Below are 20056 nucleotides of genomic sequence, written 5' to 3'. Positions count from 1 at the left end.
CTGACCTTGTCAAACGAGGCAATCGCTATCTCCGTTATTACTTAGTTGAAGCCGCCAACTCGGTGAGGCGCTATGATGACGAATACAAAGCCTTTTACAAGAAGAAGTATCAAGAAGTTCCTAAACACCAACACAAACGAGCCATCGTCTTAACCGCTAGAAAATTTGTGCGTCTGGTGGATGCGCTACTACGCAACCGCCAACTCTATACGCCACCAAGGAGGCCTATGCAAGATAGCTAGTATCTGCACATGTCCTTGGTCAAGCTAGTGAAAAATGTCATTTTTCGCTAGGTGTTTTTAGTGCACCCTAGTTTACTGAAAGTTAACTAAAGTTTTGACAACTTTATCTTGACTTTTTACCACTAGACTTTTAAAAATGCAAGACCGTCTCACAGTTTTTTAGGTCGTGTTTGACCGTCTAAGATAAATGCGGATAAAAACATGAAACCTTTAAGTTTAGCAGAGCAACTATAACTTTTAGGCTTTCTGTTTTTTATAATCTTATTGTACCGAAAAAAAGAACTTCAAATCTTACACATCGGGCCTGCTAATCTTACAAAAATGTAAGGTTTAATCCCGTCTTTTCTCCGGCTTTTTGTTATAATGTAAGAAAGATTGCTTTCAGGGGAGTGAAGATGGCAAAGAGGAAAAATTGGATTAAAAAACTTAACAGGGCCGGCAAAATTATTTCTATTCTGCCGGATACAACGGAAATTATCAACAGAGCCGTGGACAACACCAGACCGATTATTGAGAAAGAATTGGACAGGCACCATGAGCGGCAGGAAGCTTACAAAGAAATAGACAATGTGCTGCATTTAAATGTAGAGGAAGCAAAAAAACATTTGGAAAATCAGGGATTTACTGTCAGTATGATTCCGGCAACACCGCAGATAAAGTATGCCAAATTCCTTCCCAACCAAGTCGTCAGTATGTATCCTAAAAAGAAGAAAGCCAAACTTGGATCGTTGATTAAACTGTATTATCTCGATCAAGCGTCTCTTAATGCCAATATCATCCTTTTGAATGAGCAAAAATCAAAGGTTCAAAGATTCGGCCGGACCCTCTCAAACCCGCTTAAGCGCGGTAAAAAAATTTTTCCGAAAAAAACAAAACATCCCAAAGATGTTACGCCCAAAAGCACAGGTAAACGGCAATGATTGATTAAAAAAGCACAAACCTTCTTTTACAGGCTTTGTGCTTTTTTAGTTCCTTAATTTTGCTCCCTTGTAATCAGGAAATGGTTTCATTACGCTTAACCTCTAACCTTTTTAAGAAAAGCTTTCTGTTAGCTAAACGCCAATATCCGTGCTGTATTTTTTAGTTAGTTGTTGATCAATGTTTTAATCATTGATGAACTCCTCGATAAATATAAATACTGCCAGCTAAAGCTAAAATGCCAGAGTACAAAAATTCTTGATGGTAGAGCATTACGAACGCCCCAATCAGGAAGATAGCGCCAAATAAAATTCTATATTTTTGTTCATGCTACAACACCTCTTTCTTAAAATTAATAAGCAAATGCGGCGGAAACAGCAAGATAGACCATCAGTCATTGCTAAATTTCTCATGGATAAACGCATCATGTCGGTCTTTTCTGGCAAGTTTTGTAACTTTTAAAATGTGAAAGTTTAAGTGCGGGTTGGTTTAGTTATCAATCTAAAAAAGGCTGCAAATCGTTTAGGGCGCGTTCGGCAATTTTCTCATAGCGCTCTTTTTTGTCACGAATCCGAGGACCATCAAGCTCTTTGATAATGCCAAAATTAATATTCATCGGCTGAAAATGTTTGCTGTCCGTGTGTGTAATATAATGCGGAAGTGCACCTATAGCTGTTGTCTGCGGGAAAACAACCGGCTCCTCTTGCAAAAAAGTACGAACAGCATTAATGCCTGCAACCAAGCCGGAAGCAGCCGACTCTACATACCCCTCTACTCCTGTCATTTGACCGGCAAAGAACAGATAAGGATTGTTACGTGTCGCAAAGGTTGGACTGAGTAGGTTGGGCGAATCCATATATGAATTGCGGTGCATCACTCCGTAACGAACAAATTCTGCATTCTCAAGACCGGGAATCATACGGAAAATACGCTTTTGTTCTCCCCATTTAAGGTGAGTCTGGAAGCCTACGATGTTATAAAGACTGCCGGCAGCGTTATCCTGACGGAGTTGTACAACTGCATAGGGTGTTTTGAACTGGCCATCACGGACCCCTTTATAGTCTTCAGGATATTCGAGGCCAACAGGTTTCATCGGCCCGTAAAGCATGGTCTTTATGCCGCGTTTGGCCATGACCTCAATAGGCATACAACCTTCAAAATATTTTTCTTTCTCAAAAACGTTAAGCGGTGCTGCTTCTGCATGAATCAAAGCATCATAGAAAAGCAGAAATTCTTCTTTGGTCATAGGACAGTTAAGATAAGCCGCTTCTCCTTTATCGTAACGTGATTTCAAATAAACTGTATCCATGTTGATGGAACTTTTATCAACAATAGGAGCGGCAGCATCGTAAAAATAAAAACCTTCTCCACCATTAAGGGCATGAATTTTTTCAGCCAGCAAATCACTGGTCAGCGGTCCTGTCGCAATAATTGTGACCGCATCTTCGGGAATTTTAGCCACTTCTTCACGAATAACTTCAATCAAAGGATTATTCTCGATTTCAGCTGTTACAGCCTCTGCATAGCCATCGCGGTCAACAGCCATAGCCCCGCCTGCCGGAAGACGGTGTTCTTCTCCTACACGCATAATCAGAGAGTCCAAACGACGCATTTCCTCTTTAAGAAGGCCAACAGCATTGGTCAGACTGTCCCCGCGAAAAGAATTTGAACAAACCAATTCAGCAAAATAGTCTGTTTTGTGCTGGGGTGTTGGCTTAGTGCCCCGCATTTCATAAAGTTTAACAGGAATACCTCGCTTAGCAATTTGATAGGCAGCCTCGCTCCCCGCTAAACCTGCACCGATAACATTAATATATTTTTGAGACAAAGATAGACACCTCTAAATTATTTTAAGCCGGTCTGCCTAAACTTTCTTTATTTTATATGTTACAGCCATTATACCTAATTACTGTAATAAGCCGGTGGCTCTAAGAAAAATAAACTGAACCTACTTAATCTTTTCTTCTTTATAATCGCAGTTTTCATTGCTGCAGACAACTTGCTTCCCGCTGCCCCGAATTTTTTTCTCTACCAAAAAATCACCGGATTTCGGACATTTCCTGTTAATCGGCCGGTCCCAGGAAGTAAAGTCACAGGCTGGGTAGCGGTCGCAGCCGTAAAAAATACGGTTTCGTTTTGTTTTTCGCTCAATAACCTGCCCTTGGCCGCAAAGCGGACAGGTGACACCGATTTCCTTAGTAATCGCTTTTGTATTGCGGCATTCGGGAAAATTGCTGCAAGCATAAAATTTCCCGTAACGGCCCAGCTTAATGACCATCGGATGCCCGCAAACGTCACAATCAAAACCGGCAGGTTCATCTTTAATCTGAATTTTTTCAATGCCTTCTTCTGCTTCTTCTAATTCTTTTTCAAAAGGCTTATAAAAATCATCAATGACCTTTTGCCACTGTTCCTTGCCAATCTCGACCTGATCCAGCTTATCTTCCATTTCAGCAGTAAACTTGACATCAACAATATCAGGGAAAAATTCAACAATCAGGCGGTTGACGATTTCTCCCAATTCAGTTGGCTCAAAGCGTTTGGCAGATAGCTTGACATAATAACGTTTTTGAATGGTTTCCAAGGTCGGAGCATAGGTAGAAGGACGGCCGACACCATTTTCTTCCAGTGTTTTAATCAGGCTGGCTTCCGAATAGCGGGCAGGCGGCTGAGTGAAATGCTGCTCAGGCTGAGTCGTGACTTTTTTGACAAGATCGCCTTCTGCCATATCAGGAAGCATTTTATTCTTGTCAGAGTCATTATAAACAGCCAGATAGCCATCAAACTTCACTTGGCTGCCGTTAGCAACAAAAGTTACACCATTTTGTGAAAGGTTAACTTTCATAGTGTCAAAAACTGCTCCTGCCATCTGACTGGCAACAAAACGGTTCCAAATTAAAGTATAAAGTTTAAGCTGGTCTTTATCAAGATATTTAGCAATCGCCTCTGGTGTATGATTAACATTAGACGGTCTGATCGCCTCATGGGCATCTTGAGCACTGGTGGCATTTTCCACCCGATTTCCATGCTTAGAATAGTTTTCACCAAAACGGTTTCTGATAAATTGAGCCGCATCGTTTTGGGCAACAGGGCTGATGCGGGTTGAATCTGTACGCATGTAAGTTATCAGCCCCTGCTGTCCGCCTGAACCGATGCTGAGGCCTTCATATAACTGCTGGGCAACCATCATAGTTTTGCGTGTGCGGAAATTAATTTTATTGGCAGCATCCTGCTGCAGTGAAGATGTTGTATAAGGAAGGGGAGCTCGTCTGCGGCGTTCTTTTTTCTCTACTTTATCAACTTGGAAGTCATTGCCCTTGATGCGGGCCAAAACTTCTTTGACCTGCTCATTGTTGTAAAGTTTAGTCTTCTTGCCGTCCAAACTATGAAAAGATGCCTGAAATTTACGCGTTCCTTTTTTAAAAGCACCGTCAATCGTCCAGTACTCCTCTGGTTTGAAAGCTTTAATTTCATTTTCGCGATCAATAATAAGTTTTAAGGCTACGGATTGTACCCGTCCTGCTGACAGGCCTTTTTTCACTTTTTTCCACAAAAGAGGTGAAATAGAATAGCCCACAATTCGGTCAAGAACCCGGCGTGCTTGCTGTGAATCCACTAGATTCATATCGATTTTTCGAGGCTCAACAAAAGCGTTTTTAACGGCATCCTTAGTAATCTCATTAAAAACCACACGGTTCTTATCATTAGCATCCAAATCTAAAATATAAGCCAAATGCCAGGATATAGCCTCGCCTTCTCGATCCGGGTCACTGGCTAAAAAGACTTGCTTAGCATTTTTAGCCTCTTTTTTTAGGGAATTGATAAGTTCTCCTTTACCGCGGATATTGATATACTGAGGCTCATAGTTATTCTCAAAGTCAATAGACATGCTTGATTTTTTCAAATCGCGAATATGTCCGACAGAAGCCACTACCTTGTAGTTGCGCCCGAGATACTTCTCAATAGTCTTAGCCTTAGCAGGGGATTCCACAATGACTAAATTTTTTGAAGCAACTTTCCGCTTCTTTTTAGAGGCTGTTTTTTTATTTGTTTTTGCTTGTACTGTTGCCATAAGATCACTTTCTAACTAGATAAACTTATAGCATAATATCCCATTTTTTAATAACTGTCAATAAAAAACTTTTCTCTATAGGAAAAAGTCATTTATAATTGGTATTCGGAAATAACATCAAACCCACTTGTGATGCATTTTGCACCTTCTTGAATTAAATGAAGACAGCCATCTGCTTTTCCATCTAAAATATTGCCGGGAACAGCAAAGACGTCTCTCCCCTCTTCTAACGCTCTTTCACAAGTAATCAGGCTGCCAGATCGTCTTTTGGCTTCTGCTACGATAACCCCTTGTGCTAAACCGGCAATGATCCGATTTCTCTCAGGGAAGTGAAATCTTAATGGAGGAGAGCCGGGAGCATACTCTGTTAAAACTAAATGATTTTTGCTGATGTACTGCTGAAGCTGCGAATTTTCTTTGGGATATGAGACATCTAATCCTGTTCCGATAACAGCAATTGTGCTGCCCCCGTTTTTTAAGCAGGCCAGATGTGCACTTGTATCAATACCACGCGCTAAACCGCTGATGATAACAAAATGATTATTAAGCTCCTTGATAATTTTTTGAATAGACTTTGTACCGATATCAGACGCTAAACGACCTCCAACTACTGCTAATTTAGGCCTAGTCAGCAAATCCAGGTTTCCAGAATAATAAAGCAAAACCGGCGGATTATACATGGATTTCAATTCTAAAGGATAGGCTTTATCTAATATTGAAACTGACGGGAAACGATTAAATATAGGCCGCATTTCCTTACTGTTCAAATTTTTGTAAGCCTCAATAAATGAAAGGGGATTTTTACACTGAGATACTACAGCCATATCACGTAAGGACAACGATTTCTGCTTTTGCTCCTGATAAGTCAAAATATTAATAATGTTAAGATTGCTGAGTCCTGCTTGTTTCAGTTTAAAAAGTTCAAAATTATTCATAAAACACCTCACTTCTATTATTCGCAAAAAAAGAAATTCCTAACACAAAAAAAGATTTAGATTTTTTAGTTAGGTTTAAAAATCTAAATCTTTTACGTCAATCATAAAACTGTTGTTTTTGCTGCCATTGTTAAAAATCAATGGTTGTCAATAAAATCCTGCACTTCTTTAATCATGCGCAGGGTTACCCGAACACCGCCTGAATTAATATACCAGTCCTGAGCGTTCACCTGAAGGACACGATTATTTTTGATAGCATCAGCATCTTGCAGGACGTCATTAGCCAAAAGTTCATCAGCCGAAGCCCCCTGACCGATAGCGTCACCACGATCAAGGACAAAAAGGTAATAAGGATTTTTTTCAGACAGGTATTCATAAGATATTTGTGAACCATGGGTGCTGGCTTCTTCTTCGCTGTTCACTGCAGTAAAACCTGCTTCAGAAAAGAGCCAGCCAAAGCGGCCGGAAGGAGACTGAGACAGTAATTCACCGCTGTTGGCCATAACAAAAAGGGCTGAAGACGCATCTTTGTCTTTAACGGACTTCTTCAGTTTTTTCATCGCCTTAGTAATCTTCTTATTATAATTTTTAGCTTTTTTTGCTTGATTGTAAATTTTTCCAAACATAGTGACGCGCTCTTCAACCGATTCGGAAAAGTCCTTTTCAGAATCAGTTGATGCATAAACAAGCACAGCATCAGGCGCCGCTTCTTTTAATTTTTCAATGTTATCGGAATTTGCCATACGAGCTCCCAGAAAGATAACATCCGGCTGAATACTGGCAATCGTTTCAAAATTAGGCTCAAACAAGGTCCCAACATCCTGATACTTATCATCATTATAGATTTCTTGCATATCGTCACTAAGTTTATCTGTAGCGTTTTGCGATTTAGGAAGACCAGCAACACTATCTTCTTTGCCAAGAGCTGTAATAGTGTCTAGGGCCCCCATATCAAAGACCAAAACCTTTTTGGGGTTAACAGGAACTTCAACTGTTTCTGAAACTTTCTTTTCTTCAGAACTTTCCTCTCCTTGTTCAGAGCTATTATTTCCGTTTGAATCTGAGTTTTGACTGCGATTGCCGCGGTTGCCGCCACTGTTAGATGATATCGTATAATCATTCTTAATTTTTACAGTCTTATCTGCGGCAGACACAGTTGATAAAGCTAAAAAAGTAACCGCCAGCACTAAGCCGGTTAATAATAAAGGTTTAGTTAATTTCATTATAAAACTCCTTCCATCAAGATAGAAAGCCCGCCAAAAAAACCATATGAAATTGGCGGTAAAGTTTTTTTCATCTACTGCATTTTAAACAGTAGCCAGTACTGAATCTCGCGCGCTTTTCACTGGGATTTTAGGGCGTGTTCATCTTATTTAACATCTCCCTAAGCAGTTTTAAAACTCAAAATAATCTGTGCTGGTTGAAGAGTTTTTAGAGTGGTGCTTTATAATAAAGACTGATACGATCGCCCTGATAGGTTTGGATAGGAATAGGCATATCGTATAAAGCCGTTAGTATTTCTTTTTTAAAAACCTCCTCTACACTGCCTTGGGCAAGTATTTTTCCTTGTTTCATGCCGATAATATTATCAGCATAACATGAAGCAAAATTAATATCATGAATCACAATAACAATCGTTTTTTTGTAGTCTTCAATATATCGTCTCAAAAGCTGCATAATTTGAACAGCATGGCGCATATCTAAATTATTAAGCGGCTCATCGAGCAACAGATAGTCAGTATCCTGTACCATAGTCATAGCAATAAAAACTTTTTGTGCCTGTCCTCCGCTAAGCTGGTCTAAGTAAGCTTTTTTTAAATCCGACAGTTCCGTAAAATTTAAGATCTTTTCAACAGCCTGCTTATCCTCAGAAGTCAGCCTGCCTTTACTGTAGGGAAAACGGCCAAAAGACACCAAATCTTCTACATTGATTTTCAAATTCAAAGTATTGCTTTGTTTTAAAACAGCGACTTTTTTAGCAAAATCAAAAGAAGAAAAATCAGAGATATTTTGGCCGTCTACTGTAATGAAGCCTTGATTGCTGTCAGTCAGTCTGCTGATAAGTGAGAGAAGCGTACTTTTCCCTGCACCGTTCGGACCGATAATGGCCGTCATCTTACCTTTTTCTACAGTGGAGGACAGGTTCTCAATTACAGGTCGGTTTCGGTAATATTTACTGATATTCTCAATCTTTATCATAGGTGCCCTCCTTCCTTTAATAAGATGATGATAAAGTAAGATCCGCCAAGTAAATTCAGCACAACAGTCAGCTGCACATTCAAAGCAAAAATACTCTCTACCAAGTATTGACCGCCAACTAAAGCAATAATTCCCAGCAGAACAGCTCCCGGTAAAAGCAGGCTGTGCTTATAGGTCTTAAAGAGCTGATAAGCCAGATTGGCAAGCAATAATCCCAGAAAAGTGATGGGGCCTACTAATGAAGTGGATACCGAAACAAGCAAACTGACCAAAAGAAAGAAACGGACAAGAATCCGATTGTAAGGAAGTCCCAGATTAACAGCCTTTTCTTTGCCAAGCCATAAAACATCCAAATACTTAAAATCAGGATAATGAATCAAAAAAGCAAGAAAAACAGCAAGTCCCGATAAAAACAAAACATCTGTGTTAATGGCATTAAAACTTGCAAAAAGGCTGGACTGCAGAATCAAGTAGTCATTAGGATCAATAATCATCTGCAAAAAAGAGGACATGGAGGCGAAAAGTGTATTGAGAATAGTTCCCGTTAACAGCATAAAATACAGTGAATACCGCTGATATCGGAATAAAAGTCTAAACAGCAAATAAGAAAAGACCAGCATCGCAACCAGAGAAAAACAATAATTTCCCCAAGCAGGAAGTCTCATCATTTTTTGACTGCCTAATCCATAAAGAAGCACTGTCTGTATCAAAACATAAAGATTATCCAGTCCCATAATGCTTGGCGTCAGAATCCGATTATCAGTAATCGTTTGAAAAATTAAGGTTGAAACAGCAATGCAAAAAGCAGTCAGTAAAAGAGCCAAAAGCTTTTGGTAGCGTGTTTTTATAAGATACTGCAGCAAAAAAGTATTGCCATCCAGCCGGATACCGTCTGTCATAAAGATAAAAATCACTATAAGACTGCATCCAGAAAGTACAAGAAGCCGTTTTTTACTTTTTGCACTCATAGTCTGTGCCTTTCACTGCTGCTGATATAAAAAAGCATGAGAAGAAATGAGGCACTGCCAAATACTCCCATAATCAGTCCGATTGAAATCTCATAGGGGTAAATAATAAGCCTGCCTAAAATATCACATACCATAACTAAAACAGCACCAAGCAAAGCTGTTAAAGGTAAAATATGCGGCAGATTATCCCCTTTGGTAAGGCTGATAAGATTGGGAACAAGCAAGCCTAAAAAAGGCAGGGTGCCTGCAACCGTTACAACGACCGCTGTTATGACAGAGACTAAAACCAATCCCAAATGCGTAACAGCTTCAGCCCTAAGCCCTAAATTTTGAGCAAATTCCTCTCCAAGTCCCACAAGAGTGAAATGGTGGGCATAGCGGAAAATCAAAAAAAGACAGGGAAGAACTAAAAAAAGAAGCTCGTAGCGGTGGCTTGTCACAATCGCAAAATTTCCCTGCAGCCAGCTATTAACAGACTGCATTATCTGAAATTCCACCCCTAAAAAAGTAGTCAGGCCATTGACAATTTGACCCAGCATCAGACCAATCAGCGGGATAAAAATTTCATGCTTAAATCTAACAGCACGCAGAAGCCAAACAAACAGCAGCGAACCAAATACAGCCAGTACAGAGGCAATAAGAAGCTGGAGCAACAAGGGAGCGGCGTTAAAGGAGATGAGAGCCACGACAACTCCTAACTTCGCCCACTCCATCGTACCTGCTGTTGTCGGCGAAACAAATTTATTGCGAGTCAGCCGCTGCATGACCAGTCCGCAAACAGATAAACCGGCACCAGCAATAATGATACTGATTGTTCGAGGGAGACGGCTTGAAAAAAGAATATTGAATTGTGATTTTGTTAAATCCCAGCCATCTGAAATAGAAAGGGATTTAACACCGATATATATTGAACAAAGAGAAAGGATGACTAGAATTGTCCCCAGCACTGGAACAGTTAATAGTTTTTTCATACTATCCCCTTTGAAATAGATTATTTTTTGTATCCGTCCCTAACGGGCAGATACCCCTTTATGATAACATAAAATTCAGAAAATTTGTACAATATTTTTAAAAATAAAATGCTGCAGGCAGAAATTCCTGCAGCAAAATTTTAAGGATAAAACTTTGTTTAATACTATTTTAACAGCTCTCTGTTAATCTGGCCCAAAAAGAAAAGACTTGAAGCCTCTTTCTTTTGTATTCTGCTTTTTGAAATGGCAGAAAGCTCCGATAAGATTAGCTTCATTATGATAGCGGCAAGCCTTAATAGGCAGGGCTGCTGCTAAGGATAAAGCCGGTTCCTTAGAAAGAAGGATGCGGTATTGTCTGTCAATTTCCTTAATTAAAAGAGGCTGACTGCTGATACCGCCTCCGATAGCTACAAGTTCCAGCCTGAAAATACTTTGCAAATTAAGAATCAAGTAGGCAATTTCACGGCAGTAAGCTTCAAAGCGTTTGTGTAATTCTGCATCCTTATTGTCGTTCAAAGCCTGAAAAACAGCCCGTCCATCCTCGTCAGCTAATCCGAGGTAAGCACTGCTCTCCTTGATAAACTGAACTGCTGATCCTTTATTATCCCACAGACTTTCTAATCCCTTTAAATGGAGATTAAATAAACTGCTGATTGTATCCGGGCTGAATTTCTCTTTGAAGCCGCCCTCCTCTTTTTTATCTTCTTTTATCAAAATATCAGCAGCATCAAAATTTTTAGCAGACAAGAGATCACCGTGAGAAAGCAAGGCCAATCCAACTCCTGTCCCCAATACAAGGACAGCTCCGCATTGGCAGTCAGCAAGTTCTCCATGTTGCGCTTCCGCAAGCCCCGCAGCATTTGCGTCATTAATAACACTGACTGGGAGACTGAATTGATCTGTCAAAAACTGCTTCAGGGGAAAAGATTTCAGATAGGATAAAAGCCCGCCTTTATGGATAAAACCTGTCCTCGCATTAATCTGACCGGGACAGGCAATACAAACCCCAGAAATCTGTTCTTGATAAGAAGCAATCAGTTTTTCTAAAACAGCCAGAAAATCTACCATCGTATTTGGAGTCGGACTTTCACCGGACTGTGTCAGCACTTCTTTGTCATCGATTAAAGCATGTTTAATAAAGCTCCCTCCGATGTCAATGGTTAAAAATTTTTTCATGCCCTTCTCTTTCTTAAGTTTTTGACTAAAGCCTTCACTGCTTCCCCAGATTAATGCCGCTTTCCTAACATATAAAAGTTTAAAAGAACCATAGGACAGCTTGCTTTTGCACTGCTAGTTCTCAGTTAAATAAGTAGCGAAAGATACAATAACAACAGGCTAAAATTAAAAAAGTTAGGAGCTGCCATTTCTTTGTTTGCATAAGATAACCGATGAATTCCCTTATAAAGGCATTAAGAGTGAAATAAAACCTTGTTTTTGCTCCGTATCCGAAACTTTTAAGCTTTTCCTGCCTTGCCAAAGTCAGTGCTCTGAATAAATGATAGTAACTGGTCACTATGGCGACAGGGGCACCGTCTTTAATCAGTGTTTTTGAGAAACGCATATTCTCACGTGTATTACGGGACTGTTTTTCTACTATAATATCCTGCGAGGGGACCCCCTGCTTTAAAGCATAGTTACGCATAGCTTCCGCTTCGCTGACAGACTCATCACTTCCTTGGCCGCCAGACATAATCAACTTGCTTCCAGGATTTTTTTGGTAGACACTAATTCCCTTATCAATCCGAGAAGCCAAGAGAGGTGTAACCCTATCTCCCAGCAGTCCGGCACCTAAAACAAGCACGTAATCAGCTTTTTTAACAAAAGTAAATGTAAAATTAAGCACACTGGCAGTTGTAAAAAAGATGAGCTGTACTGTAAAGTAAAAAACTAAAAGCATAAAGGCCGTATAAACAGCTAAAAGCCAGCTCCTGTGCTGGATATAGTCAGCAGTTTCTGTATGGGAATAAGAAAAAATAATCAACAGCCCACCCAAACCTAAAGCGAAGGATAAAAAGTTAGACCAGCGCCGTCCTTCCTTATACAATAATTGAAAACTTTTATAAAGACATAGTAAGGCAAAGCCTAAAGGGCCAACAGACAGTAAGAGAATAATCGGAAGAAAAATCAAATAAAACCAGAGACTTGGATACTGAATAAAGGGTAATAAAGAGGCAAAGGCACTGGCCAGCATTAAACAAAATAAAATTCCCAGCCAAATAGTACGCCGTTCCCAAACAGATACACCGATAAATAAGATAAAACAAGATAGAAATAGATAAATCATATTTCCCCCACCAAAGATTTCACCGGCTCAAAGCTTTTTCGATGAATAGGAGTCACCCCATATTTGTACAGCCCTTCTAAATGTCTCTTAGTTCCGTAGCCAGCATTTTCTGCAAAACCATAGCCCGGATAAAGGGTATCATAATCGGTCATTATACGATCGCGTGTCACCTTAGCTACAACAGAAGCTGCTGCAATAGAGAGCGAATGCGCATCTCCTTTGATGACAGACTGTTGTGGAATTTCTGTCCTTAGCGTCATTGCATCGATCAACAGATAATCCGGCTTTTTAATACGCCCTTCCATACTGTTGACAGCTTGCAGCATACCCAGTTTTGTAGCCTCATAAATATTGATTTGATCAATCATCTTATTATCAATGATACCAACACCAACCGCTAAGGCTTTTGCCATTATTTGATGGTAGAGGGATTCATGCTTTTTTTTGGGAATTTTCTTGGAGTCATTGAGTCCTTTAATTTTCTCATTTTCAGGCAGAATAACACAGGCGGCTACAAGCGGTCCAGCCAAAGGCCCGCGCCCTACTTCATCAATACCTGCAATAGCTTTATAATTTTGGGCATAAAGTGCTTTTTCATAGGAGAGCATTCCTTCTAGCCGCAGTTCTTCCGCTGCTTCTGATTGAAGTGCTTTCTGACGCTGCTTAATCGCTTTCTGAACCCCCAAACGATGATCGCGTGACAGCTCCTGCCACAGCGGATCAGTTAGGCTGCTGATATCTGCCAACATGGCTTTAACCTCTTTAATAGTTGCCATCGCTATCTCCAATACGATCTAAAGTATAGGTTCCTAACTTGCCCTTGCGTACCTCTCTGATAAAAAGGTCATAGAAACGGTCATAATCTTCCCTAAAGCCTAACTGCTGAGTCAGAGTCATAATCATTTCCGGGGCTTCTGCTTCCAGATCAAGATTTTTAAAACGTGTCAACAGACGGTCCGGATAATAGGTCTTAAAATAATTTATTCCAAAAACTGTGACATCATCCAGCGGCAGCAAGCTATCCTTAATAGCTCCGGTTAAAGCCAGCTTCAGCGCTGTCGTCCTATCTTCAAATTTTGGCCAAAGAATACCGGGAGTATCTAAGATAGCTAAATCCTTGTGAGTTCTCAGCCACTGCTCTCCTTTTGTTACTCCAGGTTTATTTCCGACAGCTCCGACTTTTTTTCCGGCCAGCCGATTCATTAATGTTGACTTCCCAACATTAGGAATACCGATAATCATGGTTCGCATGTTTCTCTTCTCAAGACCGCGTTCGCGCCGCTTAGCCAGTTTACCAGCCATAAGTTTTTTAGCAGCTGCCGTTATCTTTTGAGCCGTCGATTGGTCTTTAGAATTAACAGCTAAAGCATGGATACCTTGAGTCTGAAAATAAGACAACCATTCTTTAGTAGACTTGCTGTCTGCCAAGTCAGCTTTATTCAAAATAAGAAGTTTTGGTTTATCTCCTATAATTTTTGTCAACATCGGATTTTGACTGGACAGGGGCAACCGAGCATCAACCAAGACTGTCACAAAATCCACAAATTTTAAATTTTCCTGCACCTGTCGTCTGGCTTTTGACATGTGCCCGGGAAACCATTGAATAGTCGCCATAAGACAACCTTTCCTTTCCAACCAATAGGACTTTCATAGCGTATCAATAAAAATCAATTATGCTTTATTATATCATGTTTCGTCTTATTTTACTGGCCTTTTTCTGCATACCGCCTGCCTATCTTTTTTTGAGGTTATGTCAGTCGAAAATTTAGAACAAAAGTAAAAAAGGATTTATAGTTTTTAAATACTAAAATATTTTAAAGAAATAGCGCGCCATAAAAGGGTGTTTCGCTGTCTTTTAAATAAAAGGAAATAGAATTTTGGTTTTTAGTATTGAAATACTTTTAAAAAAACTAATCTCAACTTGCCTTAAAAAATTAGCTGGGTTACAATAGTTGTAGAATAAACTATCCGGGAGCAAGAGGCATCATGAAAAAATATCAGCAAATCTATCGCGATATAAAAAGGAAAATTGAAAATGGCCAGCTCAAAAAAGGAGAGCGGCTCCCATCAATCCGCACACTCAGCCAAGCTTATCGCTGCAGTAAAGACACCGTTCAGCATGCGCTTTGGGATTTGACCTATCATAACTTGATTTATCCAGTCGCAAAAAGCGGTTATTATGTTTTAGAAGGAAGAGTGCAGAAGGAAAAGTCGCTGGACTTAAGTTTATCCGGTTATCATAATATAGCTTATGAAGATTTCCGCAGATGCATTAACGAGAGTCTAATCGGACGTGAGAATTACCTTTTTAACACCTATCCAAAACAACAGGGGTTAGTCGAACTCCTCGAATCACTTCAGCATCATTTAGAGAACAATGATGTTTACAGCAAGATTGACAATATCATTGTCACCTCAGGCGTTCAACAAGCCCTTTACATCTTAACACAGCTGGTCTTTCCCAACAATAAAAATTATTTTTTACTGGAGCAGCCTACCTATCATCGAATGAATGAACTGATTCGCCGCCAAAATCTGCCTTTTCTAACTATTGAACGTGATTTTAAAGGGCTTAATTGGGATAAACTTGAAGATCTTTTTAAAAGCCGTCAGATTAAGTGTTTCTACACCATTTCCCGCTACTCGAATCCTTTGGGACTGAGCTATAGTAAACACGAAAAAGAAAGATTAGTCAAACTGGCTGCTCAGTATGATGTCTACATCATTGAAGACGACTATTTAGGCGATTTTGTCCATACAGGGGACCTACCCCTTCATTATTATGATACTGCTGATAAAGTAATTTATCTCAAATCATTTTCTGCTTCTCTTTTCCCAGCTCTCCGCTTAGGCGGCTTAGTTCTCCCTCAGCCCTTGCTGCAGCGCTTCTTGGACTACAAAAAATTAATTGATTATGATACTAACTTAGTCATGCAAAAGTCTCTTTCTTTATACCTTGATAACGGCATGTTTGCTAAAAATCTCAGATTTTTAAAAAATGTCTTTCAAAAACAGATGCAGCAAGCTGAAGAAAATTTAAAAGCATTCTCAGGTCATTCAGATTACAGAATTGCTCCGCAGTCTGTAGTTCTTAAACCAACAGCTGATATTATCAATCAGCAGCAGCTAAAAGAAAGTAAAGACTGCTATTTTTTAGGAGGGCATTATCTTGAAAACTCAGACAGCAACTATTTAAAATTAGCCATTAATGAACGATTAAGTGATAATCTCAAAAAACTGTTCAGCAGTATATAAACCAACTGACTGCGAGCAAGCAAAGAGATGGCCAGAAACAAAAACTGGGAGAAAGCCTTCTTCTCCCAGTTTTTATAGTGTATAAGAGGTTTTTATTTTACCTGTTCAAAACGCAAATGCACAACAATATGGTCACCATAGCCATTGCGCTCTAAGTCACGCTGCAAACGGTAAGAAATGTAGTGTTCAGCAATAGAAATATAGCCGGCGTCCAATAAACGATTTTCAACTAATGATTGAATCATATTAATAGTCGGACGTTCTATTTGCGCTTCTTCTAAGTCTAAAACCACTTTTTTAGTAACCTGAGCTAAATCTTGACGCCACTTTTCATCAATGGCATAAACCGTTTGAGCTGCTTTAATGATAGCTTGATAGATTTTATCCGGGTCAAATTCCGCTATTTTCCCGTCACGTTTGATAATCTGCATATTCACTCCTTACTAAGATATAAAGGCTTTAAAGAAAACAGTCCATATTCGGTTTACATCATGCACTTCATAGGATTGCTTTTCTTTTTCGAGCTTTCAGGCTGCACGAAAGGCAAAGGATTTCTCTTCATTCTTAACATCCAGTCAAGTTAATTTTTCTATAGCAATTAACTATTTTTTGGCTGCTCTTTTCCGCTGTTTCCAGCTTAGGTTTATTATGCAAATGTTTTCAAAAAATGTCAAGAAATTTATCCGAAAACCAAACGGAAGATTGTCTAAAAGTCTTTAAAAAGAGCAATAGGCTAAGATGCCCTAAAAAATCACTAGGTCTCTTTTTACCCAAGATGGCAGCAGTCTCCTAATAATCCGGCCGTAAAACACCGGTGACATACTGTCTAGGTGCCCGATCGAGGACAACATCCACAATTCGGCTGGCTTCTTCAGAAGTGCAGGCAACCAGTGGCAGCCGCAAAGGTCCGACATTAAATCCTTGATGATTCAGTACTGCCTTAACCGGTGCCGGGCTGGCTACAGAAAAGAGCGCATTGACTTTGGGCAGAAAACGTCGCTGAATCTGAGCAGCTTTTTTAATATCACTGTCCGCAATAGCTTGAATCATTTCATACAATTCATCACCGTTAGTGTGAGATGCCACACTGATGACACCGTCAGCCCCCAGATTCATAGCATGGAAGACTTCTCCGTCTTCTCCAGTGTAGATGAGAAAGTCATCCGGTTTATTTTCAATAAGGTAAGCCATACTGTCAAGATTAGTACACTCTTTAACTCCAATAATATTTGGATGCTGAGCCAATTTAAGTAAAGTTTCGGGAGCCAATTCCACAACTACACGGCCCGGAATATTATAAATAATAATCGGCAAATCGCTGGCTTCCGCAACCGCTTTAAAATGCTGATACAGTCCTTCTTGAGTCGGTTTATTATAATAAGGCACAATGGCAAGCCCTGCAGCAAATCCGCCAAATTCTGCAACTTCTTTGGCGAAATCAACTGAATCTCTCGTATCGTTGGTTCCGACTCCTGCAATAAGCGGAACTCGGCCTGCGACAATTTTTTGAACAGCGGCGAACAATTCCATTTCTTCGTCGTGTGTCAGGGTCGGACTCTCAGCAGTTGTTCCGGCTAACAGCAGTCCTTCAGTATGATGTGCCAGCAAATGTTCAATCAGCTTAGGCAGTGCTTCAAAATTAATGGACCCATCTTCCTTAAAAGGGGTTACAAGTGCTGTAATTATTTTGACATCCTTAAAATCCGCAATAGACATAAACATCTCCTTTCAACAAGAAACAAAGCCCGTATAAAGCTCACAGCAAAATAAAAGCTGACCGCCGAGTCATCAAAGATTCAGGACTCAAGGGAAGGCTGCCCTCACAGAGCAGCCACAACCGCATGTCATCCACGCTTCCTATGACTGCGCTTCTTTTTTTGCTAAGCTAAGAGCTCAGGGCGTGTTCAATTTAAATACTTCTTGGCTTCTTGGACATAAAAGAGGTCGGGGTTCTCGTCGGCTATTTTATCGAAGAAAGCTTTTGCTCTATCCGTATGGCCTTGATTGAGTTCGTTTAAACCTTTATAAAACGTAAACATTATTTCGATTAGTCTGTTCTGCTTAGAATCATTATCTGAAAAATAGAGACTCCTTTCCCCTTGGCTTATTTTTAGAATTTCAGCTATTAAGTCAGAATAGCTCTTAGAAAGGATTGCCAAACGCTTACGTCTGATTTTTTCATTCAAAAGTCTTTGCTTGTAATCTAAGCACAATTCTTCATTATCTAGATATAATTCTGTTAAACTCAAATAGAAATAATAATTTAATCGTTCTAAAGTTTTATCAGTAAATTTCCATTTATCCTTATTTACCTTGAAAAAGTACCCTTCCGCTTCTTTAAAATTTCCTTTGTAAAACTCAACTATCCCTTTCATAACTGCAGAATTGTTGAAAAATCTAGAGTTCTTAAGGAGAAGAAAATCAGAATAAGCATCATATCTTTTCAAATCAATATGATGGTAAAGAATATCACTGACTCCCATATTAACAGCATTATGGACTTTATCCTGAAGGAAAAATAAAAAATAACAGGATGATATCAAAGCAAATTGCTGAAAATTTAATAAGAAACCTTGTTTAATATAGTGACTGACTACCACAATGAGTACCGGAACATAAATGCATAAAATAAGAAGTAAAATCACTCGCGGGGTATAATAAATTCGCTTATCACCCATAGAGGGAACTTTGTTTCTAAGTTTATCAAACATATCTATTTCCCCTATTTTTGCTTGCTGTCTTTATTGTCTTCGCCTATGATTGTAAGAGCTAGAGCAGCGTCTAAGCCAACAATAATACCATCTAGTAGTTCTCTATCCGTCATGCGAGAATTCCTTTAAATACTTCTTGGCTTCCTGAACATAAAAGAGGTCAGGGTTTTCATTGACGATGGCAGAAAAAAGCTCATGAGCCTTCTCCTCATCGCCTGACAGACGGGCGTTCATGCCTCTGTAATAAGTAACTGACAAACGTTCAAGATGTGTTTTGGGCTGTACGCTGTCAAAATAAACTGGCTGCTCACCTTTGAAAAGCGACTGAACAGCCCGTAATTCATCCAGTTCACGTTTTTGACGTGCTCTCTGTTTCCGCCCAAGCTTTAAACTGCTCAGCTTCTCGATGGTCTGTTCCCCTGCTTCAAACTCCCCGCTGTGTAAGTAGTTCAGTGCAGAGTAATAAAGAATATGGAGACGGAAAAACTGCCGTCTCTGTCTAAATGCGGACTGTACACTGATTTCCCCTAATCGGGCCAAAGCTTCTCCGTAAGCACCGGTAAAGTAAAGAACCTGGGCTTCAGCCATATAGACTTCCTGACGGTAAGCTTTTTTCAGCCCTCGTCTAACTTTTTGGTAGGCATATTCAAAATAAGATTGGTATTTCTGCAAGTTTAAATCTTCAGCCAGCAGTTCCTGAAGAATGTGGTTGAGAATACGCCTTAAGAAATAAACTAAGGCAAGGGTTCCCAACATAATCAATGCTGTTGACCAAACTAAAATTGCATTATTGTCAAATGCCCCTTTAAGCACGACAATATACAGTAGTAAGCCAAAGATGGCCAAAACTAATTGAGTTTTTACTAGCAATTTAAAAATATTTTCTATTTTTAAACTTCTTATTTTCTTAACCATCTGCTATTTCTCCATATCATTTTTTGAATCTTTGTCAGCAGCTATTGCACTAAATATGACTGATGCAATAGCTAAACCGGCTCCAGCTCCACCGAAAACTGTTGCTAAGCCAATGGCTGCTATGGAAGCTACTGTTACACCTATCGCCACAGCATTATCCGCTACAAAGTTGACTGTGCCTTGGGCAACATCACTAGTCGCTTGCCCCCAGTTCACTCCTCTTATGTCGTCCACCAAATAAGCAGCTTGTGTCATATGCGGACTATCTCCGGACTTCCGTATATACTGCCCCTGCTCATAGGCCACTGACAGCTCGCCCTTGCTCGTATCCGATAAAGCAGCCGAAGCGCTCGACTGAGTCTGACTATAAGCCGCCAATGTCCCATTCACATACTTCACTCCAAACTCACTCCGACTGTTCTCGCCTGACAAAGCAGCCGATAACCCAGAAACCCCATTCTGATCAAACGCATACTGGTAAGACCCATTAAAAAGTCCCTTATCTAGTGCTGAACCCTTAACAGGTACCGACTGACTGCTCGTATAACGCCCCTTACTGCTGACAGCGTTAGAAGACGTCTTAAGG

The 20056-nt window shown here is 39.9% G+C and carries 18 protein-coding genes and 1 pseudogene; 3 read left to right on the top strand and 16 right to left on the bottom strand.

The window, feature by feature from the left end; genetic code table 11:
- A pseudogene (locus tag AB3329_RS10590) lies at positions 1-242 on the top strand (IS110 family transposase); the annotation flags it as partial.
- Positions 243-637: 395 nt separating this feature from the next.
- Positions 638-1162 (top strand): PASTA domain-containing protein, encoded by a 525-nt coding sequence (locus AB3329_RS10585; protein ID WP_368396076.1) that lies wholly within the window; start codon positions 638-640, stop codon positions 1160-1162.
- Between the two features lie 494 nt (positions 1163-1656).
- On the opposite strand, the gene trmFO is transcribed toward AB3329_RS10585, so the two are convergent.
- The 11 genes from trmFO to ylqF all read right to left on the bottom strand — a co-directional run bounded on the left by trmFO (position 1657) and on the right by ylqF (position 14203).
- On the bottom strand, positions 1657-2988 hold the full coding sequence (gene trmFO / locus AB3329_RS10580) for a methylenetetrahydrofolate--tRNA-(uracil(54)-C(5))-methyltransferase (FADH(2)-oxidizing) TrmFO (protein ID WP_368396075.1): 1332 nt from the start codon (positions 2986-2988) through the stop codon (positions 1657-1659).
- Between the two features lie 120 nt (positions 2989-3108).
- Positions 3109-5232 carry a type I DNA topoisomerase gene (topA, locus tag AB3329_RS10575; protein WP_368396073.1) on the bottom strand — a complete coding sequence of 708 codons (2124 nt, stop codon included), beginning with the start codon at positions 5230-5232 and terminating at the stop codon, positions 3109-3111.
- Positions 5233-5324: 92 nt separating this feature from the next.
- Complete coding sequence (gene dprA, locus AB3329_RS10570; protein ID WP_368396071.1) at positions 5325-6167, bottom strand: DNA-processing protein DprA; 843 nt, start codon at positions 6165-6167, stop codon at positions 5325-5327.
- A 137-nt stretch (positions 6168-6304) separates the two neighbouring features.
- Positions 6305-7390 carry a siderophore ABC transporter substrate-binding protein gene (locus AB3329_RS10565; protein WP_368396069.1) on the bottom strand — a complete coding sequence of 362 codons (1086 nt, stop codon included), beginning with the start codon at positions 7388-7390 and terminating at the stop codon, positions 6305-6307.
- Positions 7391-7598: 208 nt separating this feature from the next.
- Positions 7599-8366 carry an iron ABC transporter ATP-binding protein gene (locus AB3329_RS10560; protein ID WP_368396068.1) on the bottom strand — a complete coding sequence of 256 codons (768 nt, stop codon included), beginning with the start codon at positions 8364-8366 and terminating at the stop codon, positions 7599-7601.
- Positions 8363-9334 carry an iron chelate uptake ABC transporter family permease subunit gene (locus tag AB3329_RS10555; protein WP_368396067.1) on the bottom strand — a complete coding sequence of 324 codons (972 nt, stop codon included), beginning with the start codon at positions 9332-9334 and terminating at the stop codon, positions 8363-8365. Before AB3329_RS10555 ends, AB3329_RS10560 begins: the two co-directional genes overlap by 4 nt.
- Positions 9331-10305: an ABC transporter permease gene (locus tag AB3329_RS10550; protein ID WP_368396066.1), complete on the bottom strand. Its 975-nt coding sequence runs from the start codon at positions 10303-10305 to the stop codon at positions 9331-9333. Before AB3329_RS10550 ends, AB3329_RS10555 begins: the two co-directional genes overlap by 4 nt.
- A 183-nt stretch (positions 10306-10488) precedes the next feature.
- A complete protein-coding gene (locus tag AB3329_RS10545; RefSeq protein ID WP_368396065.1) occupies positions 10489-11481 on the bottom strand; it encodes an ROK family protein in 993 nt (330 codons plus the stop codon).
- Between the two features lie 121 nt (positions 11482-11602).
- Positions 11603-12589, bottom strand: coding sequence for a YdcF family protein (locus tag AB3329_RS10540; protein ID WP_368396063.1), 987 nt, complete (start codon positions 12587-12589; stop codon positions 11603-11605).
- Entirely contained in the window at positions 12586-13365 is a 780-nt protein-coding gene (gene rnhB, locus AB3329_RS10535) for a ribonuclease HII (RefSeq protein WP_368396061.1), read from the bottom strand. Before rnhB ends, AB3329_RS10540 begins: the two co-directional genes overlap by 4 nt.
- Positions 13352-14203, bottom strand: coding sequence for a ribosome biogenesis GTPase YlqF (gene ylqF / locus AB3329_RS10530; protein WP_368396060.1), 852 nt, complete (start codon positions 14201-14203; stop codon positions 13352-13354). The genes rnhB and ylqF overlap by 14 nt, the downstream gene beginning before the upstream one ends.
- A 369-nt stretch (positions 14204-14572) precedes the next feature.
- Here ylqF and AB3329_RS10525 point away from each other — a divergent pair, with 369 nt between their 5' ends.
- Positions 14573-15844: an aminotransferase-like domain-containing protein gene (locus AB3329_RS10525; protein ID WP_368396078.1), complete on the top strand. Its 1272-nt coding sequence runs from the start codon at positions 14573-14575 to the stop codon at positions 15842-15844.
- A 92-nt stretch (positions 15845-15936) separates the two neighbouring features.
- Here AB3329_RS10525 and AB3329_RS10520 read toward each other — a convergent pair whose 3' ends face one another.
- From AB3329_RS10520 to AB3329_RS10500, 5 genes are all read right to left on the bottom strand, one after another.
- Positions 15937-16275, bottom strand: coding sequence for an ATP cone domain-containing protein (locus AB3329_RS10520; protein ID WP_368396059.1), 339 nt, complete (start codon positions 16273-16275; stop codon positions 15937-15939).
- Between the two features lie 358 nt (positions 16276-16633).
- Positions 16634-17560: a 4-hydroxy-tetrahydrodipicolinate synthase gene (dapA, locus tag AB3329_RS10515; protein ID WP_368396058.1), complete on the bottom strand. Its 927-nt coding sequence runs from the start codon at positions 17558-17560 to the stop codon at positions 16634-16636.
- A gap of 188 nt (positions 17561-17748) precedes the next feature.
- The gene (locus AB3329_RS10510) at positions 17749-18555 is read right to left on the bottom strand and encodes a hypothetical protein (RefSeq protein ID WP_368396057.1); all 807 of its coding nucleotides are present in this window, start codon (positions 18553-18555) and stop codon (positions 17749-17751) included.
- Positions 18556-18657: 102 nt separating this feature from the next.
- Positions 18658-19470, bottom strand: a complete 813-nt coding sequence (locus tag AB3329_RS10505; RefSeq protein ID WP_368396056.1) for a hypothetical protein — start codon at positions 19468-19470, stop codon at positions 18658-18660.
- 3 nt (positions 19471-19473) lie between these two features.
- A partial coding sequence (locus tag AB3329_RS10500) for a hypothetical protein (protein ID WP_368396055.1) occupies positions 19474-20056 on the bottom strand: 583 nt, incomplete at its 5' end.

It is taken from the genome of Streptococcus huangxiaojuni (assembly GCF_040930515.1).
In the GTDB taxonomy this organism is placed as follows: Bacteria; Bacillota; Bacilli; order Lactobacillales; family Streptococcaceae; genus Streptococcus; species Streptococcus huangxiaojuni.
Note: the sequence above shows the minus strand (reverse complement) of the source record. Positions and strands in the feature narration are given on the sequence as shown.

Coding starts and splice junctions, on each gene's coding strand:
- AB3329_RS10545 (WP_368396065.1), bottom strand. CDS start 11,481: ATGAAAAAATTTTTAACCATTGACATCGGAGGGAGCTTTATTAAACAT.
- dapA (WP_368396058.1), bottom strand. CDS start 17,560: ATGTCTATTGCGGATTTTAAGGATGTCAAAATAATTACAGCACTTGTA.
- dprA (WP_368396071.1), bottom strand. CDS start 6,167: ATGAATAATTTTGAACTTTTTAAACTGAAACAAGCAGGACTCAGCAAT.
- AB3329_RS10510 (WP_368396057.1), bottom strand. CDS start 18,555: ATGTTTGATAAACTTAGAAACAAAGTTCCCTCTATGGGTGATAAGCGA.
- AB3329_RS10565 (WP_368396069.1), bottom strand. CDS start 7,390: ATGAAATTAACTAAACCTTTATTATTAACCGGCTTAGTGCTGGCGGTT.
- AB3329_RS10550 (WP_368396066.1), bottom strand. CDS start 10,305: ATGAAAAAACTATTAACTGTTCCAGTGCTGGGGACAATTCTAGTCATC.
- ylqF (WP_368396060.1), bottom strand. CDS start 14,203: ATGGCGACTATTCAATGGTTTCCCGGGCACATGTCAAAAGCCAGACGA.
- AB3329_RS10540 (WP_368396063.1), bottom strand. CDS start 12,589: ATGATTTATCTATTTCTATCTTGTTTTATCTTATTTATCGGTGTATCT.
- AB3329_RS10505 (WP_368396056.1), bottom strand. CDS start 19,470: ATGGTTAAGAAAATAAGAAGTTTAAAAATAGAAAATATTTTTAAATTG.
- AB3329_RS10560 (WP_368396068.1), bottom strand. CDS start 8,366: ATGATAAAGATTGAGAATATCAGTAAATATTACCGAAACCGACCTGTA.
- AB3329_RS10585 (WP_368396076.1), top strand. CDS start 638: ATGGCAAAGAGGAAAAATTGGATTAAAAAACTTAACAGGGCCGGCAAA.
- AB3329_RS10555 (WP_368396067.1), bottom strand. CDS start 9,334: ATGAGTGCAAAAAGTAAAAAACGGCTTCTTGTACTTTCTGGATGCAGT.
- topA (WP_368396073.1), bottom strand. CDS start 5,232: ATGGCAACAGTACAAGCAAAAACAAATAAAAAAACAGCCTCTAAAAAG.
- AB3329_RS10520 (WP_368396059.1), bottom strand. CDS start 16,275: ATGCAGATTATCAAACGTGACGGGAAAATAGCGGAATTTGACCCGGAT.
- rnhB (WP_368396061.1), bottom strand. CDS start 13,365: ATGGCAACTATTAAAGAGGTTAAAGCCATGTTGGCAGATATCAGCAGC.